Origin of the sequence: Mesorhizobium sp. M7A.F.Ca.MR.176.00.0.0 (genome assembly GCF_004023165.1) — a bacterium.
Lineage (GTDB): Bacteria > Pseudomonadota > Alphaproteobacteria > Rhizobiales > Rhizobiaceae > Mesorhizobium.
Genome location: NZ_RZTC01000075.1, coordinates 1 through 25465, shown reverse-complemented (window position 1 = coordinate 25465; position 25465 = coordinate 1). Strand labels below are relative to the sequence as shown.

Annotated in this window: 30 protein-coding genes; 18 read left to right on the top strand and 12 right to left on the bottom strand. The window is 62.4% G+C overall.

Features of this window, described 5'->3' with window-relative positions; translation table 11 throughout:
• Positions 1–433 (top strand): alpha/beta hydrolase (locus tag EOB59_RS22965; protein WP_245486712.1); only part of this gene is annotated, 433 nt, incomplete at its 5' end.
• A 6-nt stretch (positions 434–439) separates the two neighbouring features.
• Here EOB59_RS22965 and EOB59_RS22960 read toward each other — a convergent pair.
• Positions 440–1213, bottom strand: coding sequence for an HpcH/HpaI aldolase/citrate lyase family protein (locus EOB59_RS22960; protein WP_128289302.1), 774 nt, complete (start codon positions 1211–1213; stop codon positions 440–442).
• A 126-nt stretch (positions 1214–1339) separates the two neighbouring features.
• Positions 1340–1660 carry a DUF1476 domain-containing protein gene (locus tag EOB59_RS22955; RefSeq protein WP_013532126.1) on the bottom strand — a complete coding sequence of 107 codons (321 nt, stop codon included), beginning with the start codon at positions 1658–1660 and terminating at the stop codon, positions 1340–1342.
• 276 nt (positions 1661–1936) lie between these two features.
• Here EOB59_RS22955 and purC point away from each other — a divergent pair, with 276 nt between their 5' ends.
• The 7 genes from purC (at position 1937) to EOB59_RS22920 (ending at position 5755) form a co-directional block, all read left to right on the top strand.
• A complete protein-coding gene (gene purC, locus EOB59_RS22950; protein ID WP_013532127.1) occupies positions 1937–2731 on the top strand; it encodes a phosphoribosylaminoimidazolesuccinocarboxamide synthase in 795 nt (264 codons plus the stop codon).
• Between the two features lie 43 nt (positions 2732–2774).
• Positions 2775–3017: a phosphoribosylformylglycinamidine synthase subunit PurS gene (gene purS / locus EOB59_RS22945; protein ID WP_027028126.1), complete on the top strand. Its 243-nt coding sequence runs from the start codon at positions 2775–2777 to the stop codon at positions 3015–3017.
• A gap of 19 nt (positions 3018–3036) precedes the next feature.
• Positions 3037–3246 carry a hypothetical protein gene (locus EOB59_RS22940; RefSeq protein ID WP_128289301.1) on the top strand — a complete coding sequence of 70 codons (210 nt, stop codon included), beginning with the start codon at positions 3037–3039 and terminating at the stop codon, positions 3244–3246.
• A gap of 41 nt (positions 3247–3287) precedes the next feature.
• Entirely contained in the window at positions 3288–3956 is a 669-nt protein-coding gene (gene purQ / locus EOB59_RS22935; RefSeq protein WP_128289300.1) for a phosphoribosylformylglycinamidine synthase subunit PurQ, read from the top strand.
• An 84-nt stretch (positions 3957–4040) separates the two neighbouring features.
• The gene (locus EOB59_RS22930; protein ID WP_127810643.1) at positions 4041–4706 is read left to right on the top strand and encodes a glutathione S-transferase family protein; all 666 of its coding nucleotides are present in this window, start codon (positions 4041–4043) and stop codon (positions 4704–4706) included.
• On the top strand, positions 4703–5110 hold the full coding sequence (locus EOB59_RS22925) for a hypothetical protein (RefSeq protein ID WP_023810339.1): 408 nt from the start codon (positions 4703–4705) through the stop codon (positions 5108–5110). The genes EOB59_RS22930 and EOB59_RS22925 overlap by 4 nt, the downstream gene beginning before the upstream one ends.
• 3 nt (positions 5111–5113) lie before the next feature.
• Positions 5114–5755: a Pr6Pr family membrane protein gene (locus tag EOB59_RS22920; RefSeq protein ID WP_127332056.1), complete on the top strand. Its 642-nt coding sequence runs from the start codon at positions 5114–5116 to the stop codon at positions 5753–5755.
• A 76-nt stretch (positions 5756–5831) separates the two neighbouring features.
• Here the strand turns inward: EOB59_RS22920 and EOB59_RS22915 are convergent, their stop codons facing one another.
• Positions 5832–6083 (bottom strand): DUF1127 domain-containing protein, encoded by a 252-nt coding sequence (locus EOB59_RS22915; protein ID WP_127398766.1) that lies wholly within the window; start codon positions 6081–6083, stop codon positions 5832–5834.
• Positions 6084–6176: 93 nt separating this feature from the next.
• On the opposite strand from EOB59_RS22915, the gene EOB59_RS22910 reads away from it, so the two are divergent.
• From EOB59_RS22910 to EOB59_RS22885, 6 genes are all read left to right on the top strand, one after another.
• Entirely contained in the window at positions 6177–7586 is a 1410-nt protein-coding gene (locus EOB59_RS22910; RefSeq protein WP_127810644.1) for a PLP-dependent aminotransferase family protein, read from the top strand.
• 119 nt (positions 7587–7705) lie between these two features.
• Positions 7706–9937, top strand: coding sequence for a phosphoribosylformylglycinamidine synthase subunit PurL (gene purL / locus EOB59_RS22905; protein WP_127810645.1), 2232 nt, complete (start codon positions 7706–7708; stop codon positions 9935–9937).
• 45 nt (positions 9938–9982) lie between these two features.
• A complete protein-coding gene (locus EOB59_RS22900; protein WP_127810646.1) occupies positions 9983–10504 on the top strand; it encodes a hypothetical protein in 522 nt (173 codons plus the stop codon).
• A gap of 133 nt (positions 10505–10637) precedes the next feature.
• A complete protein-coding gene (locus EOB59_RS22895) occupies positions 10638–10871 on the top strand; it encodes a BolA family transcriptional regulator (protein WP_010909092.1) in 234 nt (77 codons plus the stop codon).
• 186 nt (positions 10872–11057) lie between these two features.
• The gene (gene grxD, locus EOB59_RS22890) at positions 11058–11393 is read left to right on the top strand and encodes a Grx4 family monothiol glutaredoxin (protein WP_006332883.1); all 336 of its coding nucleotides are present in this window, start codon (positions 11058–11060) and stop codon (positions 11391–11393) included.
• A gap of 164 nt (positions 11394–11557) precedes the next feature.
• On the top strand, positions 11558–12826 hold the full coding sequence (locus EOB59_RS22885; protein WP_128289299.1) for a multidrug effflux MFS transporter: 1269 nt from the start codon (positions 11558–11560) through the stop codon (positions 12824–12826).
• On the opposite strand, the gene EOB59_RS36600 is transcribed toward EOB59_RS22885, so the two are convergent.
• From EOB59_RS36600 to rpsD, 4 genes are all read right to left on the bottom strand, one after another.
• Positions 12823–13056: a hypothetical protein gene (locus EOB59_RS36600; protein WP_245486710.1), complete on the bottom strand. Its 234-nt coding sequence runs from the start codon at positions 13054–13056 to the stop codon at positions 12823–12825. The two genes, EOB59_RS22885 and EOB59_RS36600, sit on opposite strands and share 4 nt — an antisense overlap.
• Before the next feature lie 229 nt (positions 13057–13285).
• Entirely contained in the window at positions 13286–14119 is an 834-nt protein-coding gene (locus EOB59_RS22875) for an inositol monophosphatase family protein (RefSeq protein ID WP_128289298.1), read from the bottom strand.
• A complete protein-coding gene (gene ttcA / locus EOB59_RS22870; protein WP_127321527.1) occupies positions 14109–14993 on the bottom strand; it encodes a tRNA 2-thiocytidine(32) synthetase TtcA in 885 nt (294 codons plus the stop codon). Before ttcA ends, EOB59_RS22875 begins: the two co-directional genes overlap by 11 nt.
• A 107-nt stretch (positions 14994–15100) precedes the next feature.
• Positions 15101–15718 carry a 30S ribosomal protein S4 gene (gene rpsD, locus EOB59_RS22865; protein ID WP_023759539.1) on the bottom strand — a complete coding sequence of 206 codons (618 nt, stop codon included), beginning with the start codon at positions 15716–15718 and terminating at the stop codon, positions 15101–15103.
• A 375-nt stretch (positions 15719–16093) separates the two neighbouring features.
• On the opposite strand from rpsD, the gene EOB59_RS22860 reads away from it, so the two are divergent.
• Entirely contained in the window at positions 16094–16303 is a 210-nt protein-coding gene (locus EOB59_RS22860; RefSeq protein WP_128289297.1) for a hypothetical protein, read from the top strand.
• Positions 16304–16387: 84 nt separating this feature from the next.
• On the opposite strand, the gene EOB59_RS22855 is transcribed toward EOB59_RS22860, so the two are convergent.
• The 3 genes from EOB59_RS22855 to EOB59_RS22845 all read right to left on the bottom strand — a co-directional run bounded on the left by EOB59_RS22855 (position 16388) and on the right by EOB59_RS22845 (position 18349).
• Positions 16388–16576, bottom strand: coding sequence for a DUF3008 family protein (locus EOB59_RS22855; protein ID WP_023810328.1), 189 nt, complete (start codon positions 16574–16576; stop codon positions 16388–16390).
• Positions 16577–16641: 65 nt separating this feature from the next.
• Complete coding sequence (murI, locus tag EOB59_RS22850; RefSeq protein WP_128289296.1) at positions 16642–17442, bottom strand: glutamate racemase; 801 nt, start codon at positions 17440–17442, stop codon at positions 16642–16644.
• Positions 17435–18349 carry an RNA methyltransferase gene (locus tag EOB59_RS22845; protein WP_128289295.1) on the bottom strand — a complete coding sequence of 305 codons (915 nt, stop codon included), beginning with the start codon at positions 18347–18349 and terminating at the stop codon, positions 17435–17437. The genes murI and EOB59_RS22845 overlap by 8 nt, the downstream gene beginning before the upstream one ends.
• 214 nt (positions 18350–18563) lie before the next feature.
• On the opposite strand from EOB59_RS22845, the gene EOB59_RS22840 reads away from it, so the two are divergent.
• Both EOB59_RS22840 and EOB59_RS22835 read left to right on the top strand, forming a co-directional pair.
• Positions 18564–19775, top strand: coding sequence for an NADP-dependent isocitrate dehydrogenase (locus EOB59_RS22840; RefSeq protein ID WP_127810654.1), 1212 nt, complete (start codon positions 18564–18566; stop codon positions 19773–19775).
• 12 nt (positions 19776–19787) lie between these two features.
• On the top strand, positions 19788–20405 hold the full coding sequence (locus EOB59_RS22835; protein WP_127810655.1) for a glutathione S-transferase family protein: 618 nt from the start codon (positions 19788–19790) through the stop codon (positions 20403–20405).
• Positions 20406–20450: 45 nt separating this feature from the next.
• Here EOB59_RS22835 and alaS read toward each other — a convergent pair whose 3' ends face one another.
• Both alaS and recA read right to left on the bottom strand, forming a co-directional pair.
• Positions 20451–23117 (bottom strand): alanine--tRNA ligase, encoded by a 2667-nt coding sequence (gene alaS / locus EOB59_RS22830; RefSeq protein WP_128289294.1) that lies wholly within the window; start codon positions 23115–23117, stop codon positions 20451–20453.
• Between the two features lie 296 nt (positions 23118–23413).
• Positions 23414–24514 (bottom strand): recombinase RecA, encoded by a 1101-nt coding sequence (recA, locus tag EOB59_RS22825; RefSeq protein ID WP_027036993.1) that lies wholly within the window; start codon positions 24512–24514, stop codon positions 23414–23416.
• A gap of 277 nt (positions 24515–24791) precedes the next feature.
• On the opposite strand from recA, the gene EOB59_RS22820 reads away from it, so the two are divergent.
• A partial coding sequence (locus tag EOB59_RS22820) for a carbohydrate kinase family protein (protein ID WP_128289293.1) occupies positions 24792–25465 on the top strand: 674 nt, incomplete at its 3' end.

Sequence of the window (25465 nt, the reverse complement as noted above, 5' to 3'; positions counted from 1 at the left end):
GTCGAAGCCGGTTCGCGAGGACTGGACGGCGAGCGTCGCCAAGGCGGTCAACGAGGCCGAGCGGCCGGTCGTCCTGGTGGCGCACTCGCTCGGTGTCGCCGCTGCAGTGCAAGCCATTCCGCAGTTCCGCAAGCCGGTTGCCGGGGCCTTCTTCGTGGCACCTCCCGACGTCGCCAATCCCGAGATCAGGCCCAGGCACCTGATGACCTTCGGCCCCTATCCGCGTGAGCCGCTGCCCTTTCCCTCGATCGTGATCGCCAGCCGCAACGATCCGTTCTGCGCCTTCGATGTCGCGGAGGATATCGCCGGCGCCTGGGGTTCGCTGTTCATCGATGCCGGTGAGACCGGTCATCTCAACCCGGATTCAGGTTTTGGTCCTTGGCCCGAAGGTTCAATGACCTTCGCCAAATTCCTGACGGATCTGAAACCTTGAGCGTCTTCAGGACCCGATCGAATCGCGGACGCTCTTGATCAGCGTTTTTGCCCCAAGCCCGATCAGCGAATGCTCGGAGCCCATGGCCAGCAGGCGATAGCCCATCGACACGACCCGGCCGGCAATTGCCGGCTCGACAACGTAGATCGCCGCATGTTTGCCGGCCTTGCGGGTGCGCTCGGCCACCGATGCCACCGTCTCCATCATGCTTTCCAGCGTCGAATTGACGGTCGCACCATTGCTCCAGGCGATCGAGAAATCCGACGGGCCGAGGAAGATGCCGTCGATGCCGGGCGTGTCGAGGATGCCATCGAGCGCATCGAGGGCGGCACGCGTCTCGACCATGGCGAAGGCCATCGTGCGCTGGTTGGTGTCGCGCAGCCAGTCGGCCTGGTCGCCTTGGCCGTGGCGTGGAAAAGCGTAGGTCGGACCCCAGGAGCGCTCGCCGAGCGGCGGGTATTTCATGGCGGCGGCGAACAGTTTTGCATCGGCAACCGAATTCACCATCGGCGCGATGACTGCCTCGGCGCCGAAATCGAGCGCGCGGCTTGCCATCTCGAAACGGCCAACGGGAATGCGCACCAGCGCCGGCTTGCCGGCAGCGAGCACCGGCACCAGGCCACGCAGCACGCTGTCTTCGTGATGGCCGCCATGCTGCATGTCGAGCGTGACGGCATCGAAACCCTGCTTGGCGACGATTTCGACGGTCAAGGCATCCGGCACGCCGGACCATGCGGTGAACAGCGTTTCGTCGGCCGCGAGGCGGGACTTCAGGGACATGGATACTTTCCTTGTTAACTCCGGCAGTTTCAGCCGGAAACCGCGACAAAGGCAAAGAAAAACCGCCCGGATAGGCCGGGCGGTCGATTGGTCCAGCGTATGGCCGGGATCAGCGCATGGCCCGGATCAGGTGTTCTTGATCTGCTCGATCGCCTGCGCCATCAGTTCGTCCATGGTGCGGCGGATCTGGTGGTCCGACTGCTCGACGCCGGCCGCGTCGAAATCCCCGCGGATTTTGCGGAACACGTCGTGGTCGCCGGCTTCCTCGATGTCGGAGATAACCACTTCCTTGGCATAGGCGTCGGCATCAGCGCCGGACTTTCCGAGCTTTTCGGCGGCCCACAGGCCGAGCGCCTTGTTGCGGCGCGCCGAGGCCTTGAACCGAAGCTCCTCGTCGAATGCGAATTTACGCTCAAAGCCCTCTTCGCGGTCTTTCATGCTGCTCATGGCGTCCCTCCGGTCAAATTCGATTCGTTGGCGGTGAATATGTGCGTTGCCAAAGCACAAACCAAAAGGTCGCGGGTCGGTCAATACGCTTCATCGAATGCTGCGCTGCGGCATTTCAGTCCCGAAAGCGGTTGATTGGAAGGATTTGCCGATTGAGCAAACGATGTGATTGGGATAGACCCGGCATTGAACCCTACCGTAGCCGCACTTATTTCAGGCAGACGGACAGGAAATGGTCTGATACCGCCCTGTCCGGAACCCCAGAGAAAAATCCAGATGAAAAATCGCCGCCGCATTTATGAAGGCAAGGCCAAGATACTCTATGAGGGACCCGAACCGGGCACGCTTATCCAGTTCTTCAAGGATGACGCCACCGCGTTCAACAAGAAGAAGCACGAGGTCATCGACGGCAAGGGTGTCCTCAACAACCGCATTTCCGAGTACATCTTCAACCATTTGAACCGCATGGGCATTCCGACCCATTTCATCCGCCGGCTGAACATGCGCGAGCAGCTGATCAAGGAAGTCGAGATTATTCCGCTCGAAGTGGTGGTGCGCAATGTCGCCGCCGGTTCGCTGTCCAAGCGGCTCGGCATCGAGGAAGGCACCGTTCTGCCGCGCTCGATCATCGAATTCTATTACAAGGCCGACGCGCTCGACGACCCGATGGTGTCGGAAGAGCACATCACCGCGTTCGGCTGGGCGAGCCCGCAGGAGATCGACGACGTCATGGCGCTGGCCATCCGCGTCAACGACTTCCTCTCCGGCCTGTTCATGGGCGTCGGCATCCAGCTCGTCGACTTCAAGATCGAATGCGGCCGGCTGTTCGAAGGCGACATGATGCGCATTGTCGTCGCCGACGAGATCTCGCCGGATTCCTGCCGCCTGTGGGACGTGGCGACGCAGGACAAGCTCGACAAGGACCGTTTCCGCCGCGACATGGGCGGCCTCGTCGAGGCTTACCAGGAAGTTGCCCGCCGCCTCGGCATCATGAACGAGAACGAACCGCCGCGCCCAACCGGCCCGGTGCTTGTCGCCTCGACCGACGGCCTCAAAGGCAAGCCGCACTGATCGCGGCTTGCCTCCCGATACTCAGAACAGGAGCATGTCCAGCGTGATCAAGGCCCGCATTACCGTCACCCTCAAGAACGGCGTGCTCGACCCGCAGGGCAAGGCGATAGAACACGCGCTGTCCGGCCTCGGCTTCGGCGGCGTCGGCGCGGTGCGGCAGGGCAAGGTTTTCGACGTCGAGCTGGCGGAAAGTGACAAGGCCAAGGCCGAAGCCGACCTCAAGGCCATGTGCGACAAGCTGCTGGCGAACACGGTGATTGAGAATTATAGTGTGACGCTTACCTAAGGTTGTGCCGGAGGCACGTATGCCTGAAGTCACGAATGAACTGATGTACGAGCTTCTCAAGAAAATCCATTCACGAATGGATCGCCTTGAGAGTGGCCTGGGCGAAGTCAAGCACGAGATTGTCGCGATCAGGTTGCAGGCGTTGAGCACGCAAACGGACGTCAACAATATCTACGCGATAACAGGCCGTATCGATCAACGTCTTGAACGGATTGAGCAGCGCCTCTAGTTGCGCGAACTCGCCGAAGCACAAAGGCCTTACGAACCAAAATGAAATCAGCCGTCGTCCTCCTGCCCGGCCTCAACCGCGACCGCGACATGATCGCGGCCTTGACCAAGATTTCGGGAACACCCCCGGTCACCGTCTGGCAAACCGACACCAAAATCCCCGATGTCGACCTGATCGCCATTCCGGGCGGCTTTTCCTTCGGCGACTATCTGCGCTGCGGCGCGATCGCTGCGCGCATGCCGGTCATGCGGGCGGTGGCCGAAAAAGCGGCCGCCGGCGTTACGGTCATCGGCGTCTGCAACGGTTTCCAGATCCTGGTCGAGGCCGGCCTGTTGCCGGGCGCCTTGATGCGCAACACCTCGCTGAAATTCGTCTGCCGGCAGGTGAAGCTCGAGATCACCAATGCCAACACCATGTTCACGCGCCGCTATCAGCCGGGCCAGATCATCCGCTCGCCGGTCGCGCATCATGACGGCAATTATTTCGCCGACGCCGACACGCTTGCCCGAATCGAAGGCGAAGGCCAGGTGGTGTTCCGCTATGCCGAGGGCACCAACCCCAACGGCTCGATCAACGACATTGCCGGCATCGTCAACAGCCAAGGCAATGTGCTCGGGCTGATGCCGCACCCGGAAAACCTGATCGAAGCAGCCCATGGCGGTACCGACGGCCGCGGACTGTTCGAGAGCGCCCTCGGCATCGCCGCCTGACGATATCGAAGCGAACAGCTTGAAAACAGCCGGACATTCCTGTCTCTTTGGAGCAAGTCTGGTTCATTGGGGAGAGAGACGGTCATGAAACTCTATTCGCGGCCGTTGTCGCCCTACTCGTCGATCGTGCGGGCACTGGCCTACATCAAGGACGTACCGCTCAAGATCATCGCGCCGCCGCCCGGTTTTCCCATCCCGGAAGAGTTTCGCGCCATCTCGCCGATGAACCGGATTCCGGTGCTGATCACCGGCTCGGGCGAGACGATCGTCGAATCGGTGGTCATCGCCGAATATCTCGAGGAACGGTTTCCGGAACCGGCCCTGCTGCCGCCCGATTCCAAGGACCGCGCGCTGGTGCGCATGTTCGCCCGCATCACCGATCTCGACGTGCTTACCCCGATGATGAAGCTTTTCGAGCTTCATTCCGTGCCGAAGCGCAACAATGCCGAGATCGACGCCCAGTTCGCCCGCCTGCATCATGGACTGGCGGCAATCGAGGCGCGCATGGCGCAAGGGCCCTTCGCACTCGGTGACGACATCAGTTTCGCCGATGCCTGGCTGACGCCGACCCGGTTCATCTTCAACAATTTCCGCGCCATGACGGGACGCCACGACCTGCTCGACGCCTATCCCAAATTCGACGCCTACCAGCAGATCGCCTCGCAACACCCGGCATTGTCGCGGGTGTGGGGCGAGATGACCGATGGTTTGAAGATTTTTCTGTCCGAGCTTGAGATGGGTGCCGCTTGATCAAGTCGAAGACGATCGCGCTGGTCGCCGCGGCGGGCTTTGTGCTGGCATCCTGCCAGTCGACGCCAAAGAGCACGCCTGTTCCCTCAGGCAAAAGTGCTGCGCTGCTGGCCATGGAACAAGTGGCGATCGCTGCCCACAAATGCTGGATCGCCAGCAAGGACCCAGCCTTCAAACCGTACCAGATGGCCAATGAGCTGAATTCGTTCAGCGGCACGCCGCGTTTCCTGCTGGTGCCGGCCAAGCACTATGGCGGCAAACCTTTGCTGGTCGTGCAGGCGCAAGGCAATTCTAGCCGCGTCGACGTCTTCGGACCGCTGATGAACGATCCGCTCGGCGCCCGCATCGGCTCGGACATCGCCCGTTGGCAGGCCGGCAATCCGGCCTGCGCCGCGACGGCCTAGCCCATGGGCCGGTTCCTGCAGATCGCGGGTCTGGTCATCGGTCTGGCCGGGCTCATCCTGCAGTTCTGCATCAGCATTCCGGCATCGATGGAAGCCGGCCGCAGCCTGCTTGGCTCAATCATTTTCGTCTTCAGCTTCTTCACCATCCTGACAAACATCGGCGCGGTGCTGGTGTACACGTCGCTGCTGTCACCCACCTTCTATGCCTGGCTGCCGGCCTTTGCAGGCGCGCGGATGCGCACCGGCGTTGCGGTTTCGATCGCGCTGGTCTTCATCATCTACGCAACGGTCCTGGCACAACTCTGGCAGCCGCAGGGGCTGTTCCTGCTCTGCGACGTCCTGCTGCATTATGTGACGCCGGTGCTCTTCGTGCTGTGGTGGTTGATATCGGGCGCTGACGGCAGGACGCGCTGGAGCGACATTTCCTGGTGGGTGATCTATCCCATCGCTTATCTGGTCTATGCGCTGATGCGGGCGCCGTTTGCCGGCGAGGTGCCCTACCCTTTCCTGGACATCGCCAAGAACGGCGCGACCAGCGTCCTCATCTCGGCCGCAGCCATCACCGGACTTTTCCTCGTGCTGTGCGTGGTCGCCGTCCTTGCGGACCATGCCGTTGCACGCACCAGGGCATCGAGCGTCCGTTAGAACTGTACGGACGTCCTGTCCGCATTTCCCAGGACCATTATCTCCCAAAACCCGGTTCCCGCTTTTGGGGTCACAGTCAGTCCCAGAACGGCCTGATGCCCTCGCGGTGGGCGTCGCAGCGCGTGACGCCGATATCCTTGAGCTGGTCGTCGGTCATCTCCAGCAGCGCCAACCGGCTGCGGCGGCGATCCAGCAGGTTGTCGATCCATCTTGCCATCGACCTCAGCACGCGCACAAGACGGCTGACAAAACCGCGCTGAGCCGATGGACGTGTGGATTGGCCCGATAATGCAGCGCTCGAATGACGTATTGTCGCGATTGTATTCATTTTCTTTCTGCCAACGTTCTAGATTGTACCCTTTTTTGCACGCGACTGGTATGTATTGACTCATCTATCGGTGCAATATAGAAAATTGTCACCATGACAACTTGGCTTCCCGATCTCACCACCGGCTCCGGGCCGCTGTATCAGCGCCTGGCGGATTCCATCGAGACGGACATCGATCGGGGCGTGATCGATGCCGGCGCAAAGCTGCCGCCGCAGCGCGACCTCGCCTACGACATCGGCACCACCGTCGGCACGGTCGGCCGGGCCTATCAATTGCTGCGCGAGCGTGGGCTGGTGAGCGGCGAAGTCGGGCGTGGGACCTATGTGCTCGGCCAGCGCGCGAAGCCGGATTTTCCGGCTCCGGACGTCGGCGGCGAAGGCACGCGCTATATCGATGCGCCTAAGGGCAAGCTGCGTTTCGACAGCACCGCAGCACCTGATATCGGCCAGGGCGACATTGTCGCCGGAGTCCTGTCGCGCACGGCGCAGGACCATCCGCATGAGATTTCGAGCTACACGCGGGACTTCCCCGACCGATGGTACGAAGCCGGCGCCCGCTGGTTAGCGCGCAATTCGTTTCGTCCGAGTGCCGACACCATCGTTCCCACGCTCGGCACCCATGCGGCGGTGATGGCGGCGATCGCGGCGCTCACCATGCCTGGCGACTATATTGCCTTCGAGCACCTCACCTACTCGCAGATTTCCCGCAGCGCCGGCCTGATCGGCAGGCGCACCGCGCTGGTGGCATCGGACGAGGAAGGCATCGATCCGCAGGATTTCGAGCGCGTCTGCGCGCAAAAGCATCCCAAGATGATCTTCCTGATGCCGACGGCGCAGAATCCGACGCTGGCCACCTTGTCGGCGGCGCGCCGCGAGGCGATCGCCCATGTCGCACGCGAATACAACGTCCTCCTCATCGAGGATGATCTCTATGGCAATCTGACCGACGATCCGACACCATTGCTGGCCGAGTATGCGCCTGAACGCACCATTGTCGCGGGCGGCCTGTCGAAGTCGGTCGCAGCCGGTGTGCGCGGCGGCTGGCTTTCCTGCCCGCCCGCCTACCGCCACCGCATCCGTGTCGCCCACAAGATGATGACCGGCGGCATGCCCTTCCTGCTGGCGGAGGTGAATACAAGGCTGGTGCTGTCAGGTCAGGCGGATGAGATACGCAAGCGCAGCATCGCCGAAATCGGCGCCCGCATCGCCATCGTGCGCGAGACTTTGGCCGGCTTCGCGGTCAAGTCGCATGACAGGGTGCCCTTTGTCTGGCTGACCCTGCCCGACCCCTGGCTTTCCGGCACCTTCAAGAACGCCTGCCTGGAGCACGGCGTGCTGATCGACGACGAGGACGAATTCAAGGCCGGCCGTTCCGAGCAGGTTTTCCATGGCGTCCGCTTTGGCGTTTCGCAGCCGAGACAGCGCGGGGATATCGCTGAAGGCGTCGCGGCGATCCGGCGACTTCTCGATGAAGGCCGCGCCGGCTACGACAGCTTCTCCTGACACTGCGTGGCTTTGTCCGGTTTTCCGTCGTTTTTCGTCAATCCATGGGTGTATCGGCCGCAAGGCTTGCGATAAGACGGGACTCAAAATCCCAACGTCCCGGATATAAATCGCCGCCCATGACCATTTCCAATTCCGTGCCGATCACCCCCGAGCTCATTGCCTCACACGGGCTCAAGCCCGACGAGTATCAGCGCATCCTCGATCTTGTCGGGCGCGAGCCGAGCTTCACCGAACTCGGCATCTTCTCGGCGATGTGGAATGAGCACTGCTCCTACAAATCCTCGAAGAAATGGTTGCGCACGCTGCCGACCACCGGACCTCAGGTCATCCAGGGGCCGGGCGAGAATGCCGGCGTGGTCGACATCGGCGATGGCGACTGCGTCGTCTTCAAGATGGAGAGCCATAACCACCCGTCCTATATCGAGCCCTACCAGGGCGCGGCGACCGGGGTCGGCGGCATATTGCGCGACGTCTTCACCATGGGCGCGCGGCCGATCGCGGCGATGAATGCGCTGCGCTTCGGCTCGCCTGACCATCCCAAGACCCGGCACCTTGTTTCAGGCGTGGTTTCCGGCGTCGGCGGCTATGGCAACGCCTTCGGCGTGCCGACAGTCGGTGGCGAGGTCAATTTCGACGCCCGCTACAATGGCAACATCCTGGTCAACGCCTTCGCGGCGGGCCTTGCCAAGACCGATGCGATCTTCCTGTCGGAAGCCAAGGGTGTCGGCCTGCCGGTCGTCTATCTCGGCGCCAAGACCGGCCGCGACGGTGTCGGCGGCGCCACCATGGCCTCGGCCGAATTCGACGACAAGATCGATGAGAAGCGCCCGACAGTGCAGGTCGGCGATCCCTTCACCGAAAAGTGCCTGCTGGAAGCCAGCCTCGAACTGATGGCCTCGGGCGCAGTCATCGCCATCCAGGACATGGGTGCCGCCGGCCTTACCTGCTCGGCGGTGGAAATGGGCGCCAAGGGTGACCTCGGCATCGAGCTCTATCTCGACAAGGTGCCGGTGCGCGAAGAGCGCATGAGCGCCTACGAGATGATGCTGTCGGAAAGCCAGGAGCGCATGCTGATGGTGCTGCGCCCCGAAAAGGAGAAGGAAGCCGAGGCGATCTTCCACAAATGGGGGCTCGACTTCGCCATCGTCGGCAAGACCACCGACGATCTGCGCTTCCGCGTGCTGCACCAGGGGGATCAGGTCGCCGATCTGCCGATCAAGGATCTCGGCGACAAGGCTCCGGAATATGACCGGCCGTGGGTCGAGCCGAAAAAGCCGGCGCCGCTGGCCGCCAATGACATTCCGCAAGCCGACGTTGCCGACGCGCTGCTGAAGCTGCTCGGCGGGCCCGACCTGTCTTCGCGCCGCTGGGTGTGGGAACAGTATGACACGTTGATCCAGGGCAATTCGCTGCAGCTTCCAGGCGGCGATGCCGGCGTGGTCCGGGTCGAAGGCCATGCGACCAAGGCGCTCGCCTTCTCCTCCGACGTGACGCCGCGCTATTGCGAGGCCGACCCTTATGAGGGCGGCAAGCAGGCGGTGGCCGAATGCTGGCGCAACTTGACCGCCACCGGCGCTCTGCCGCTGGCCGCCACCGACAACCTCAATTTCGGCAACCCGGAACGGCCCGAGATCATGGGCCAGCTGGTCGGCGCGGTGAAAGGCATAGGCGACGCCTGCCGTGCGCTCGGATTCCCGATCGTCTCCGGCAATGTCTCGCTCTACAACGAGACCAACGGCCAGGGCATCCTGCCAACCCCGACCATCGGCGGCGTCGGGCTGATCGCCGATTGGTCGAAGATGGTGCGGATCGGCTTTGCGGCCGAGGGCCAGATGATCCTGCTGGTCGGCGCGCCGGCGTCCTGGGGAACGCATCTTGGCCAATCGGTCTATTTCAGGGACATCCACGGCCGCACGGACGGCCCGCCGCCGCCGGTAGACCTCGATCACGAAAAGCGCGTCGGCGACCATGTGCGCGCGCTCATCGCATCCGGTGTCGTCACGGCGGCGCATGACGTTTCCGATGGCGGCGTCGCCGTTGCGCTTGCCGAAATGGCGATGGCGTCCGGCATCGGCGCCACCGTTCCCGGGCTTGTCGGCACCGACCCGATCCCGGTCTGGTTCGGCGAGGACCAGGGCCGTTATCTCCTGACGTTGTCGATCGATCCGCACGGTGACGAATGGGACGCCATTCGCAAGCAGCAGGGCGAGCTTGGCATCTTCGCGCCGTGGATCGGCTCCACAGGTGGCAGCGCGCTGAAGCTTGGTGACGCCAGGGCAATCCCGGTCAGCGAATTGAGCGGAGCCCACGAAGGCTGGTTCCCGCGCTTTATGGACCAGGCCAGTTGACGAGAGCATGATCCCGAAAAGTGGGAACGGTTTTTCGGGAAACTCATGATCAATCACAGGAAACTGGCTGCCCGGGCGCTGCTTGCAGTCGTCTTCTGGCCGTCACTGTTCTTCTTCTGGTTCCTGGGACCGTTCGTCTTTTTCCTGCTGTCGACAACCTCGAGCGAGGTGTGCATGCGGCTGGAAACGCGTGCGGGGTTTCTTGCCGCGGCCAACGGCGCCATCCCGATGCTGGCGCTGCAGAACCTCCTCTATGCAATTCCGATCATCTGCCTGGTGCTTTGGGGCCGCCTTGCGCCGGATCCGGCACGGGCAAGGCATATCGTCACCTGCATTAAGCTTTTTGCCAGCACGGTGGTCTTAGGCGCGTTGTGGGAGTACGGCTCGTCGCTCATCTGCGACGGCTACGGCCAGGGGTTCTTCTCACCGGCTTGGCAAATGACGAGCTATCTCCCCATTGTCAGCCTCGTGCTCAACGTGCCGCTCTATGTGCTGGCCTTCAGCCTTGGCCGCGCTTTCTCGACACGCGAGGACGTTGCCGAGGATGAAGCAAGCCCACCGGCCTAGTCTTTCTCTGAAGCCACCGGACCGTCTTGTCGTTGGTGGGTCAGAACGGCTTCAATCCGGACCGGAAAGGCTTTAGGCTCGCCCGACTCTCATCTTATGGCCTGACACCGGTCGCTCGAAACAGGATTTTGCCATGGCAATGGACGCCCACGACATCGAAAAACTGATCAAGGACGGCATTCCGGACGCCAAGGTCACGATCCGCGATCTCGCCGGCGACGGCGACCACTATGCGGCCGAGGTGGTGGCCGAGAGCTTTCGGGGGAAAAGCCGCGTCCAGCAGCACCAGATGGTCTATGACGCGCTGAAAGGGAATATGGGCGGCGTGCTGCACGCACTCGCCTTGCAGACCAGCGTTCCCGACTGACTCGCGCCGGAATATAGACCGCAACCTCACGATCGGTGTCGAGGGATGGTCTGCTTGGCCCAACACGGCCCATCCTTTGCGCCATTTCAGCCGCGGCGCGGCTAACGTCTTGTTTCGAGCAATCGTTGGGTTTATTTGAAGGGATATGTTTCGAGCCTGACTCCCACAGGCGGGAAAGGATATTCCATGAGCGGTATCAACGACTACATCGACAATGAAGTGAAGGGCAACGACGTCGTCCTTTTCATGAAGGGCACGCCCGGTTTCCCGCAATGCGGATTTTCCGGCCAGGTCGTCCAGATCCTCGACTATATCGGCGCCGACTACAAAGGCGTGAACGTCCTGGACTCGGCCGAACTGCGCCAGGGCATCAAGGAATACTCCAACTGGCCGACGATCCCTCAGCTCTACGTCAAGGGCGAATTCGTCGGCGGCTGCGATATCATCCGCGAGATGTTCCAGGCCGGTGAGTTGCAGACATTCCTCGTCGAGAAGGGCGTCAGCGTCAAAGGCGCCGCCTGATTTCTGTTTTGTGCATGCCCGAAAATCGACGTTGATTTTGGGCATCGAGCACCAGGCACCCGGGGCAGCCCCACCTCGGCAATTTTCATGTCCTGAACCCAGGACCAGGACGAGCCAATGCGCCGGCCCGCCGGCGCATTTTCGTTTGAAAGATCGGACTTGCCGTGGACCAGCCAAAACCAGCGCCGCAATCGGCAAGCAAACTGCCCATTCCGCGCTGGGAGTTCATCGCCCTGTGCGCGGCGCTGATGGCGCTGAACTCGCTGGCCATCGACATCATGCTGCCGGCGCTGCAGCAGATCGGCGCCACGCTCGGCGTCGAAAATGAAAACCACCGGCAGTACGTCATAACGGCCTACATTCTGGGCTTCGGCGGCGGACAGTTGTTCTTCGGGCCGATCTCGGATCGCTTCGGGCGTCGCGCACCACTGGTCGCCGGGCTGGTGATCTATGTCGCCGCGGCCGCGGCTGCCGCCATTGCGCCAAGCTTTGAGACACTTCTGCTGTGCCGGGCCGTGCAAGGCATTGGTGCGGCCGCCACCCGCGTCATCGCCGTATCGATCGTGCGCGATACGTTCGACGGCCGGCGCATGGCCGAGGTGATGTCGCTGATCTTCATGGTGTTCATGGCGATACCGGTCATTGCTCCCGGCATCGGCCAGTTCATCATGCTGTTTGCGACCTGGCATTGGATCTTCGTCACCATGGCCGTCGGTGCGCTCCTCGTCTCGGCCTGGTCGCTGCTGCGCCTTCCTGAAACGCTGCATCCCGAACATCGCCGGCCGTTGACACTCAACTCCATTGTCGGCGGGTTTCGCATCGTGCTCACCAACCGTATTGCGATCTGCTATGCCTTCGCCAGCACCTTCATCTTCGGCGCCATGTTCGGCTTCATCGCTTCGGCGCAGCAGATCTATGTCGACATCTTCCATGTCGGCGAGATGTTCCCGGTCATCTTCGCAGGCGTCGCGGGCGTGCTCGCCTTCTCCAACTTTCTGAATTCGCGCCTTGTCGGCCGCATCGGCATGCGCCGCATGTCGCAGAGCGCGCTGCTGCTGTTCCTGGTCATCAGCCTTGCCTGGCTGATCGTTTCGCTGGAAATGAAGATGCCGCTCTGGCTGTTCATCACCTTCTTTGCCTGCGCCATGCTTCCGTTCGGTGCGCTGGGCGCGAACTTCAACGCGCTGGCCATGGAGCCGCTCGGGCAACTGGCCGGCACGGCGTCGTCGATCCTCGGTTTCATGCAGACGTTTCTCGGCGGCATTCTCGGCACGCTGATCGGCCAGGCCTTCAACGGCACGGTGACGCCACTGGCCGCCGGCTTCTGCAGCGTGTCGATCGCGGCGCTGCTGATGATCTTCATCGCCGAGCGCGGCAAGATGTTCCAGCCGCAGAACCCGCCCGTTTCAGGGCACATCACCGACTTGCATTAGGATGCACCCTCAAGGGCCGCCGTGAATCGAGGGGCGAGCATACGCCCCGCGATTGCTTCACCCATGCTGTCCGAAAAGGGCAAAGGCAGAGCATCATCGAGTGCCCTGAGAATGGATGCCACGAAGGCACGGCTGCGCTGGGCATCGGTTCCCAGATCGGCATATGTGGCGCGAGGCTTGCCGATCAGTGTGCCGTTGCAGCGAAGCGAAAACCGCAGTGTCAGGGACATGCCCGCGGTTCCGGGTGGCGGTTTCCAGCAGGCATAGATAGCGTCCGACATCTCCCTTATCGTATCGACGGGATCGGAACTGCGACAACTGCGTTCCTGCGATCTTGCTTCCTGGGAACTGGTAGACAGAGCGGCGGCAAGAGCCGCAGCGACAAATGCGAACCGAGGTTTCATTCGAGAGCCTCCGGATCTGCGTGAAATTGCACCGCTCCTTCGGCTAACGCAGCAATCAATCCTGTGCCGCCCAGAGTTCGCGGCGCAATTCGTGCCAGCTTTCGCGATCGGGCGCGACAAGCAGGCCGCCGCCGAGATGCGAGGGCAGATAGGCGCTGCCGTCGAAGCGCGCCGCGTGGCCGCCGGCCTCGGCATGGATCAGCACGCCGGCCAGATGGTCCCACGGCATCAGCTTGTTGTAGACCACGAAGTGGGCATGGCCGCTCGCCAGCAGGCGGTATTCGTGCGCGGCGCAGCGATAGGCGAATTGCGACAGGATCTTGGTCTGGTTGCGCGCCAGCCGCGACCGCTCCGGTTCGGGCATATATTGCCAGGAGACCGAGCCGGTCATTTCCGAGATCGGCGCGGGTGCCGCGACATGCACCTTCTCCAGGCTGCCATTCGCATGCCGGATATGGCTGCCGGCGCCCCTGGCACCAATCAGCCAGTCCTTGCCGACGGGATCGTGGATGATGCCGGCAACCGTCTCGCCCTGGACCACGACCGCCAGCATGACGCCGAACAGCGGCACGCCGGAGGCGAAGTTGAAGGTGCCGTCGACCGGATCGATGACGAAGGCCAGATCGGCATCGCCCAGACCATCGAGCAGTGCCGGATTGTCGGAACAGGCCTCCTCGCCGACGATCATCGCCTGGGGATAGCGCTCGCGCAGCCGCGCGGTGATCAGCCGCTCGGCATTGACGTCGGCTTCGGTCACAAGGTCGGCGGCCGAGGTCTTCTGCCTGACATCGCCATCGCCCAGCCGGCGAAAGTGCGGCATGATCTCGGTCAGCGCCGCCTCGGCCAGAATGCCGGCCAGCCAATCGATCGCGGTGTCGTCAAATGTCATCGGAAATGTCTTGCCTTGTGGTGAGGGTGTCGTTGAGGGCAGCGAAGTCGAACAGCTTCCTGTCGAGCAGGTGCGATGGCCTGCTGTTCGACAGCGCGCGCAGCATCGTATCCTTGCGGCCGGGCATACGCTTTTCCAGGTCCTCGAGCATCGCCTTCATGGCGTTGCGCTGAAGGCCTTCCTGGCTACCGCAGAGATCGCAGGGAATGATCGGGAAATGCATGGCGGCGGCGAATCTTTCCAGATCGGCCTCGGCGCAGTAGCTCAATGGCCGCAGCACCATGACGTCGCCGTCGTCGTTGAGCAGTTTAGGCGGCATGGCGGCGAGACGGCCGCCATGGAAGAGGTTCATGAAGAAGGTTTCGAGAATGTCCTCACGATGGTGGCCGAGCACCAGTGCCGAGCAACCCTCCTCGCGCGCAATGCGGTAGAGATGGCCGCGCCTGAGGCGCGAGCAGAGCGAGCAATAGGTGCTGCCCGCCGGCAGCTTGTCGGTGACGACGGAATAGGTGTCCTGATACTCGATCCGGTGCGCAATGCCGTGACTGTCGAGATAGTCCGGCAGGATATGTTTAGGGAAATTCGGCTGGCCCTGGTCGAGATTGCAGGCCAGAAGATCGACCGGCAAGAGCCCGCGCCATTTGAGATCGAGCAGCACCGCGAGCAGGCCGTAGGAATCCTTGCCGCCCGACAGGGCAACGAGCCAGCGCTGGCCGGGCTTGACCATCGAGAAATCCTCGATCGCCTGTCGGGTCAGCCGCAGCAGCCGTTTGCGCAATTTGTTGAACTCGACCGAGGACGGCACGTCGGCGAACAGCGGATGGAAGCCGCCTTCGCTGTCGGCGATCGGTTCGATGTCTGGAAGCATGTTCATGGCATGTCGCTTTCAGTGGCCCAGAGCGCCGGATTAGCGGACATGACCGACAAAGAAAAGGCCGCCTCGACGGGCGGCCTTTGCTTGGTATCGCAGAATGCGCTCGTTTAGCGCGAATAGAATTCGACGACCAGGTTCGGTTCCATCTGCACGGCGAACGGAACGTCCGCCAGGCCGGGGATGCGCGAGAAGGTCGCGACCATCTTGTTGTGATCGGCTTCGATGTAGTCCGGCACGTCGCGCTCGGCGAGACCTACCGCTTCCAGAACGATGACCAGTTGCTTGGACTTTTCGCGCACTTCGACGACATCGCCCGGCTTGCAGCGATACGAGCCGATGTTGACGCGCTTGCCGTTGACGTTGACATGGCCGTGGTTGACGAACTGACGGGCGGCGAAAATGGTCGGCACGAACTTGGCGCGGTAGACGACCGCGTCGAGACGCGATTCGAGCAGGCCGATCAGGTTCTCCGAGGTGTCGCCCTTGCGGCGGTCAGCCTCTTCATAGACCTTGCGGAACTGCTTTTCCGAAACGTCGCCATAGTGACCCTTCAGCTTCTGCTTGGCGCGCAGCTGCAGGCCGAAATCGGAAAGCTTGCCCTTGCGGCGCTGGCCATGCTGGCCGGGACCGTATTCACGCTTGTTGACCGGGGACTTCGGGCGGCCCCAGATATTTTCGCCGAGACGGCGGTCGATCTTGTACTTCGCGGATTCGCGCTTGCTCATCGCATTCCCTTTTCAAAACAATACACCCGGAACCTCATGGTCCGGGTGAAGGAAACGCGCCCTCCTCTGGCCTCCGTTTTCGAGACCTGACAGGGTTTTCCCACGCAACGCGGCGGAAAACCCACGGGACACGTCAGTTCAAACAAGATAGTAGAATTGGATTTCCACGCATCTTGCGCACATAAAGAAAACCACCGGGCATTGCGGCCCGGTGTTGGCGCGCTGATTAAACGGAGATTTAACCGGTGTCAAGCTTGTGGCTGGCGTAGGCCATGGCGACGATATAGCGTCTCTGGGTTGAGTACAGTGCCGGATGTGGCGGGAGGTTGCGCCAGCGGCATTAGGAAGGGACCGGAGCAGAGGAGCTACATTCGCATGAAGAAATTCTTCCTTACCCTGACAGGGGCCGCTGTGTTGGCGGGATCCATGGCGGTCATGACACCGGAGCCGGCGGAGGCCAGGCATTGGCACGGACACCGACATCACCAGGCTTGTCGCATCGTGATCAAGAAGAAGGTTATCTGGCGGCACGGCCACAAGAAGGTCATACGCTACAAGATCAAGCGCTGCAGCGGGCGCTGGTAGGCTCCTATCCGGTCTCAGGCGGCCGACATCAATTCAAAGCCCGCGGTTTAGGCCGCGGGCTCTTTGATTCCGGATGCTTAATCGTTAGTCTTTCGACTTCTTCTCCGGCAGGCCCTTGCGCTTCGTCTCGGCGAATTCCTCGAGCTGCTTCTCGCTCATCGATTCGTACATTCCCTTGGAAGCGCCCTGCAGTTCGCTCTTCTTGGTCTCGCCGCGCTTGGCCGACAGAGCCGCGCCGGCGGCTTTCTGCTGGGCTTTCGAGGTGGCTGGCATGATTCTTTCTCCCGTTGGAATCTGGAGAAAAAACGCAACGACTGCCGTGATGTTCCGCTTCGCAATCACGACATTGCCAGCCCGAAGCCCTGTATCAGGCGACGGGTCGGGAAATCGGCTCTTTTCGATGTGAAGACGGCAAGGTCGGGGCCTTCAGGCAGCATCTCGCCACGACCGCTCGGATCGAGGTCGGCGAGAAGCGACAGCGCCCGGCGCGCAATCGCTTCAGCGGGGTCGAGCCAATCGACCGGCCAGGGCGCCGTCTTGCGCATGCGATTGGCCAGAAAGGGGTAGTGTGTGCAGGCGAGCACGACGATATCCGTACGCAACGCATCATGTTCGACGAAGCACGGCGTGATCTCGGTGCGTACGGCCTCCTCATCGACGAAGCCCTCACGCATGTAGATCTCAGCCAGTCCCGCCAGCCTGTCGCTGCCGACCAGGCGGACATGGCATTTCTGCGCCCATTTGCTGATCAGGTCGCGCGTGTATTGGCGCTTGACGGTGCCAGGCGTCGCCAGCACCGAAACCAGCCCTGAGCGCGTACGTTCCGCCGCCGGCTTGATCGCAGGCACCATGCCGACGAAAGGATGCGCGGGAAATCTATCGCGCAGCGCATCGATCACCAACGTCGAGGCGGTGTTGCAGGCGATGACGGAAATGGCCGGCGCAAAGCGCTCAAGCAGTTTGCCGAACAATTCGAGGATATGCGCCCTCAGCGCCGGCTCTTCCCAAGCGCCGTAGGGAAACGCAGCGTCGTCGGCGACATAGACGAAGCGGCGGTCGGGCATCAGCACGCGCGCCTCGCGCAGCACGGTAAGCCCGCCGATGCCCGAATCGAACATCAGGATCGGCCGCTCAGTCATTGTCGGTTCCTTTTCCGCCAAGCGGCGGTATGTCATCGTCCTTGCCGGTGTCGGCAAGGCGTGCCGCCTCCGCCTTGCGGGCACGCGCGGCGGCCGCGGGCAAGCGCCGCGGATCGTCGCCAGGGGACCCGTCGCCGCGCGGCATCGCCGGCGAAAACCTGTCGAGCGACGAGATGATGCCGCGCAGCACCTTCAGCTCCGGTTCGGCAAAACCGGGGCGTGTCAGCACCGCGCGCAGATTGTCGATCATTTTCGGCTTCTTCGGCGCCGGCCGGAAATAGCCGCGCGCTTCCAGCGCGCCTTCGAGATAGGCGAACAGGCCGTGCAATTCTTCCTTGCTTGCCGGTTTCATGTCCGGGCCGGAAAAATTGGTCTTGGTCTCGTCCTCCAGGCCGGACTTCACCCATTCGTAGGACATCAGAAGTGCTGCCTGGGCGATGTTGAGCGAGGAGAAATCGGGATCGACCGGGAAAGTGACGATCTCGTCGGCAAGGCCAACCTCGTCATTGTAGAGGCCGAAGCGTTCGCGTCCGAACAGGATGCCGGTGCGCTGGCCCATCACGTGGCGCGCCCGCAGCAGCCTGCCCGCCTCCACCGGCCCGCGCACAGATTTGAAGCCGTCGCGCTGCCTGGCCGTGGTGGCGAAGACAAAGTTCAGGTCGGCGAGCGCCGAGGCCAGATCGTCGAAGACGGTGACAGCGTCGATGACATGATCGGCGCGGCTGGCCGCAGCGCGCGCCTTCTCGCTCGGCCAACCATCACGCGGGTTGACCAGGCGCAGCTCCGACAGGCCGAAATTGGCCATGGCGCGCGCGACCATGCCAATGTTCTCGCCAAGCTGAGGCTCAACGAGGATGATCGCCGGGCCGGCGACTGCAATGCTATCGGGATCTTTGATGACGGGCATGATTGTCAATGAACTGCTGTTTGCGGCATTTCAGCGTCCCTGCCACATTCGGCCGGGAAAATGAAGCATTCGCAAATGACGACGGCTATGGCCTCCAATTCGTGACCGATCGCCGTTTGCGTGGCCAAAAGCGCTTTGATATACGGGCGACATCTCCCGGCCCAACGCCGCGCGGGCAAGGCCGTCCCATATCCAGCAACGAGGCATTCTTTCCATGGCGAAGATCAAGGTGGCGAACCCGGTCGTCGAACTCGACGGCGACGAGATGACCCGCATCATCTGGCAGTTCATCAAGGACAAGCTGATCCACCCTTATCTCGACCTTAAGCTTGAATATTACGACCTCGGCATCGAGCACCGCGACGCCACCAACGACCAGGTGACCATCGATTCGGCCAACGCCATCAAAAAACACGGCGTCGGCGTGAAATGCGCGACGATCACCCCCGACGAACAGCGCGTCGAGGAGTTCAAGCTGAAGAAGATGTGGAAGTCGCCGAACGGCACCATCCGCAACATCCTCGGCGGCACCATCTTCCGCGAGCCGATCATCATGAAGAACGTGCCGCGCCTGGTGCCCGGCTGGACCAAGCCGATCATCGTCGGCCGCCATGCCTTCGGCGACCAGTACCGCGCCACCGATTTCCGCTTCCCCGGCAAGGGCAAGCTGACCATCAAATTCGTCGGCGAGGACGGCCAGGTGATAGAGCACGATGTGTACGACGCGCCCGGCGCCGGTGTCGCCATGGCCATGTACAATCTCGACGAGTCGATCCGCGAGTTCGCCCGCGCCTCGCTGAACTACGGCTTGCTGCGCAACTATCCGGTCTATCTGTCGACCAAGAACACCATCCTCAAGGCCTATGACGGTCGCTTCAAGGACATCTTCCAGGAAGTCTACGAGGCCGAGTTCGCGGCCGAGTTCAAGTCGAAGAAGCTGTGGTACGAGCACCGCCTGATCGACGACATGGTGGCCTCCGCCCTGAAATGGTCGGGCGGCTATGTCTGGGCCTGCAAGAACTATGATGGCGACGTGCAGTCCGACACGGTCGCGCAAGGTTTCGGCTCGCTCGGCCTGATGACATCGGTGCTGATGACGCCGGACGGCAAGACGGTGGAAGCCGAAGCCGCGCATGGCACCGTCACCCGCCATTATCGCCAGCACCAGAAGGGAGAGGAAACCTCGACCAATTCGATCGCCTCGATCTTCGCCTGGACGCGTGGCCTCACCCACCGCGCCAAGCTCGACGACAATGCCGATCTGAAGCGTTTTTCCGAAACGCTGGAAAAGGTCTGCATCCAGACGGTCGAGTCAGGCTTCATGACCAAGGACCTGTCGCTGCTGATCGGCCCCGACCAGCCCTGGCTGTCAACCACCGGTTTCCTCGACAAGATCGACGAGAACCTGCAGAAGGCGATGGCCTGACAAGTAAGCAAGATGGGCAAGCCCATCGTCTACGGGGCGGAGTACAGCGTCTATGTACGCATCGTCCGCCTCGTACTCGCGGAAAAAGGCATCGACTACGAGCTTGTGCCGGTCGATGTCTTTGCCGCCGAGGGCGTTCCCGCCTGGTATTTCGAGCATCATCCGTTCGGCCGCATCCCGGCCTTCTGTTATGACGGGTTTCGCCTCTTCGAGACCAATGCGATTGCTCGCTATATCGACGAGGCCTTCGACGGACCGGCGCTGCAGCCTGCCGACGCGCGCGGCCGCGCCAGGATGGGCCAAATCATAGGCATGCTCGACGCCTATGGCTATCGCGCGATGGTCTGGGATGTTGCCGTCGAGCGGCTGGAAAAGGCTGAGCCGGATGAGGAATTGATCGCCGGCGGCCTTGCTCAGGCTGAGACGGTGCTGAGATCGCTGAAGCCACAAGGTCCGTGGCTGCTTGGCGAGCAACTGACACTGGCCGACCTGCACGCGGCGCCGATCATTGCCTATTTCGTCAAGGTCAGCGAGGGGCAAGATTTGCTTGCGCGCTTTGCGGATATCCAGGATTGGTATGCACGCATCGTCGCCCGGCCGACCTTTGCGCAGACTGAAAAAGTCGGCTGATAAGGGACGTCCCGCCAACTGTTGCTTTAAATTCAGCCCACTAGCCTACGCCGCTTCGAGTGCCGCCCTCACTGCTGCAATCGCATCATCGGCCTTGGAAGCGTCGGGGCCACCGGCCTGGGCCATGTCGGGCCGCCCGCCGCCGCCCTGCCCGCCCAATGCGGCGGAGGCCACGCGGACAAGGTCGACGGCGCTGAAGCGGCCGATGAGGTCGTCGGTGACGGCCACCACGACGCTTGCCTTGTTGTCTTCGCCGGCGCCGACGAAGACGACGACGCCGGAGCCGAGCGAGCTCTTGCCGGCATCGGCCAGCGGCTTCAAATCCTTCGGCGAGACACCGGAGACCGTCTTGCCGAGGAAGCCGATACCGGCGACCGTCTCATTGGCGGCTGGAGCATCGGCTGACGATCCCCCGCCCAGCGCCAGCTTCTTGCGCGCCTCGGTCAGTTCCTTCTCAAGCTTTTTGCGCTCTTCGAGCAGCGTCTCGACGCGCGCCGGCACATCGGCCGGCGAAATCTTGAGCACGGCCGCCGTCGCCTTCAAACGCCGGTCCTGCTCGTCGAGATGTTTGCGCGCGGCTTCGCCGGTCAGCGCCTCGATGCGGCGCACGCCGGCCGCGACCGCGCTGTCCGACACGACACGCACCAGGCCGATATCGCCGGTCGCCCGGACATGCGTGCCGCCGCAGAGCTCGACCGAATAGGGCCGGTTGGCCTTGGTGCCGTGAACGCCGGTGCCCATCGACACGACGCGCACTTCGTCGCCGTATTTCTCGCCGAACAGCGCCATGGCGCCTTCGGCAATGGCATCGTCGACCGACATCAGGCGCGTGGACACCGGGCCGTTCTGGACGACGATCTCGTTGGCCATGCGCTCGACCTCTTCGAGATCCTCCGGTGAAATGGGCTTGTTGTGCGAGATGTCGAAGCGCAGGCGCTCGGGCGCCACCAGCGAGCCCTTCTGCGCGACATGGCTGCCCAGCACCTCGCGCAGCGCCTCATGGATCAGATGCGTCGCGGAATGGTTGGCGCGCAACCTCGAGCGTCTGGCATGGTCGACCTTCAGCTCGACGGCGGCGCCGGTCTTGACCGTGCCGCTGGCCACCTTGCCGACATGGACGAACAGCCCATCGGCCTTCTTCTGCGTGTCGGAAACCTCGATCGAGAAGCCTTCGCCTGAGATGATGCCGGTGTCGCCCATCTGGCCGCCGGACTCGGCATAGAACGGCGTCTGGCTGACGACGATCGCCACGGCGTCGCCCTTGCCGGCGCTGTCGACAGCCTTGCCGTCCCGGACAAGCGCCTGGATGATGCCTTCGGCAGCTTCAGTCTCATAGCCGAGGAACTCGGTGGCGCCCGCCTTCTCGCGCACGGAGAACCAGATGGTCTCGGTCGCCGCGTCGCCGGAGCCTGCCCAATGCTTTCGCGCCTCGGCCTTCTGCTGCTCCATGGCGTTGGTGAAGCCGGCAAGATCGACCGAGATGCTGCGCTGGCGCAGCGCGTCCTGCGTCAGGTCGAGCGGGAAGCCATAGGTGTCGTAGAGCTTGAAGGCCGTTTCGCCGTCCAGCATGTCGCCGGCATGCAGCGTCTCCGTCGCCTCGGAGAGCAGGCCGAGGCCGCGCACCAGCGTCTTGCGAAACCTGGTCTCCTCGAGCTTCAGCGTCTCGGTGATCAACTGTTCGCCGCGCAGCAGCTCCGGATAGGCCTGGCCCATCTCGCGCACCAGCGCCGGCACCAGCTTCCACATCAGCGGTTCGTTGGCACCCAGCAGCTGCGCATGGCGCATGGCGCGGCGCATGATGCGGCGCAGGACATAGCCCCGGCCTTCATTCGAAGGCAGCACGCCGTCCGCCACCAGGAAGGAGGACGAACGCAGATGATCGGCAATGACCCGGTAGGACGCGACCGTCTCCTTGTCGGGACCATGCCCGATCGCGGACGAGGCCGCGTCGATCAGGTGGCGGAACAGATCGGTCTCGAAGACGCTTTCCACCCCTTGCAGGATGGATGCCATGCGCTCCAGGCCCATGCCGGTGTCGATCGACGGACGCGGCAGGTCGATGCGCTCCTCCTTCGTCACCTGTTCATACTGCATGAACACCAGGTTCCAGAATTCCAGGAAACGGTCGCCATCTTCCTCCGGGCTGCCGGGAGGGCCGCCCCAGATGTGTTCGCCGCGGTCGATGAAGATTTCTGAGCACGGCCCGCACGGTCCGGTGTCGCCCATCGCCCAGAAATTGTCCGAGGTCGCGATGCGAATGATGCGGTCGTCGGAAAAACCGGCGATCTTCTTCCAGAAGCCGGCCGCCTCGTCATCCGTGTGATAGACGGTGACCAGCAGCTTGTCCTTGTTCAGCCCGAACTCCCTGGTGATCAGGTTCCAGGCAAGCTCGATGGCGCGCTCCTTGAAATAGTCGCCGAAGGAGAAATTACCGAGCATCTCGAAGAAGGTCAGATGGCGCGCGGTGTAGCCGACATTGTCGAGATCGTTGTGCTTGCCGCCGGCGCGAACGCTCTTCTGGGCGGTCGAGGCGCGCGAGTAGGGCCGCTTCTCCAGACCGGTGAAGACGTTCTTGAACTGCACCATGCCGGCGTTGGTGAACATCAGCGTCGGGTCGTTGCGCGGCACCAGCGGGCTCGATGCGACGATCTCGTGACCCTCCTTGCGGAAGTAGTCGAGAAATGTCGACCGGATTTCGTTCACGCCACTCATGATGCTGCCTTTTTGGAAAAGCCGCCGGCAAACCGGCGGAAATGGGCTCTGCGTTTTAGAAGATTAGGACTTGGCCTTTTAGCCGCCGCGCTTCACCCTGTCCAGAAACACGGAATTGGTCCAATCCACGGCCTTTGCCGGCCGTTCGACCCGGCCTGGTTCCGCCGCCGAAACGCAAAACCGCCGGCACTGGGCCGGCGGTTTCGAAACGCAATAACGCGGAACTCGATTACATAAGCCTGAGATAATAGAAAGCGATTATGGCCGAACTCCGGCCGGCATCGCGCACGAAGCTGTTACATCGCGCCGGATTCTTCCTCGAAACCGTCATCATCGCCGCGCTCAGGGCCGCCATTCTCGAGGAATTTTTCGGCGATCAGCCCGGCATTCTGCCTGATCGACAACTCGATCTCGCGTGCCGTGTCGGGATTGTCACGCAGGAACAGCTTGGCATTTTCGCGGCCCTGGCCGAGACGCTGCGAGTTATAGGAAAACCAGGCGCCAGACTTCTCGACAATACCAGCCTTGACCCCGAGATCGACCAGTTCGCCGGTTTTGGAGACGCCCTCACCAAACATGATGTCGAATTCGACCACCTTGAAGGGCGGCGCCAGCTTGTTCTTGACCACCTTGACGCGGGTCTGGTTGCCGACAACCTCGTCGCGGTCCTTGATCGAGCCGATGCGGCGGATGTCGAGGCGCACCGAAGCGTAGAATTTCAGCGCATTGCCGCCGGTGGTGGTTTCAGGCGAGCCGAACATGACGCCGATCTTCATGCGGATCTGGTTGATGAAGATGACCATGGTGTTGGAGCGCGAAATCGACGCGGTCAGCTTGCGCAGCGCCTGGCTCATAAGGCGGGCCTGCAGGCCGGGCAGCGAATCGCCCATCTCGCCTTCAATTTCGGCGCGTGGCGTCAGCGCCGCGACCGAATCGACCACCAGCACGTCGATGGCGCCGGAGCGCACCAGCGTGTCGCAGATTTCCAGCGCCTGCTCCCCAGTGTCAGGCTGCGAGATCAGAAGGTTTTCGAGATCGACGCCAAGCTTGCGGGCATAGACCGGGTCAAGCGCGTGCTCGGCATCGACGAAAGCGCAGATGCCGCCCTTCTTCTGGGCTTCGGCAACGGTGTGCAGGGCAAGCGTCGTCTTGCCCGAGCTTTCCGGCCCGTAGATCTCGATGATGCGGCCGCGCGGCAGGCCACCGACGCCAAGCGCGATGTCGAGGCCAAGCGAGCCGGTCGGCACCGTTTCAATCTCGACGACCTGATCGTTGGCGCCGAGCCGCATGATCGAGCCCTTGCCGAAAGCCCGCTCGATCTGCGACAGCGCCGCATCCAGAGCCTTTGATTTGTCCACTGCCTTGTCCTCTACCAGCCGCAAAGAATTCTGAGCCATGATACATCACCCCTTGGTCGTCAATGAAGGCCGGACAATCCGTAATCCCTGCCTATTTGTACCTTTTTTGTTCTCATTTGGCAAGAGGGGTCAAATAACTGAAAAACAAGGAATATCCGGATTTGTTCTTTTTTTGTCCAGGGATTCGATCAGGAATGCACCGCACGTTGGGCCAGACGGCTCGGTTGTTTCGACCTGCCGAATCGCCGCCTCGCATGCGAAGCTCCGTCGCACCTAGCGCTTGTGCGGCTGGAATAACAAAGGTCATATCGCCGGCATGCTGAAATCCGCGAAAATACTGGCCATAGGCGGCGCCCATATCGACCGACGCGGCCAGGTGTCCGGCGCTTACGTGCCTGCCGCCTCCAATCCGGGCACAATGCGCGAGGATGTCGGCGGCGGCGTCTTCAATGCTTTGCGCAGCGCCGTGCGGCGCGGCGTCTCCGCGTCGCTGATGTCGGTTCGCGGCGGCGATGCCGCTGCCGATACCGTTTCGCGAGCCATCGCCGAGACAGGCATTACCGACCTGTCGGCGGTCTTCCTCGACCGCACGACGCCGAGTTACACGGCGCTGATCGACAGCGAGGGCGAGCTGATCGTCGGCTTCGCCGACATGGCGCTCTATGAGTTGGCCTTTCCCAAACAGATTCGCCGCTCCAGGGTGCGCGAAGCAATCGCGGCCGCCGATGCCGTGTTCTGCGACGCCAACCTGCCGACGGCGGCGCTGGAACGGCTGGTCGCGCTCGCCGCGGGCAAGCCGGTTTTCGCCATTGCCATCTCGCCGGCCAAGGTGGTGCGGCTGATACCGGTGCTGAAGGAGCTCTCGCTGGTCTTCATGAACCGGCGCGAGGCCATGGTGCTGGCCGGCGTCGCCGCGAATGCCAGGCAGCGCGAGGTCGTCGACGGGTTGCGATGCAGCGGCCTCGTCAGTGGCGTGGTCACGGCAGGCGA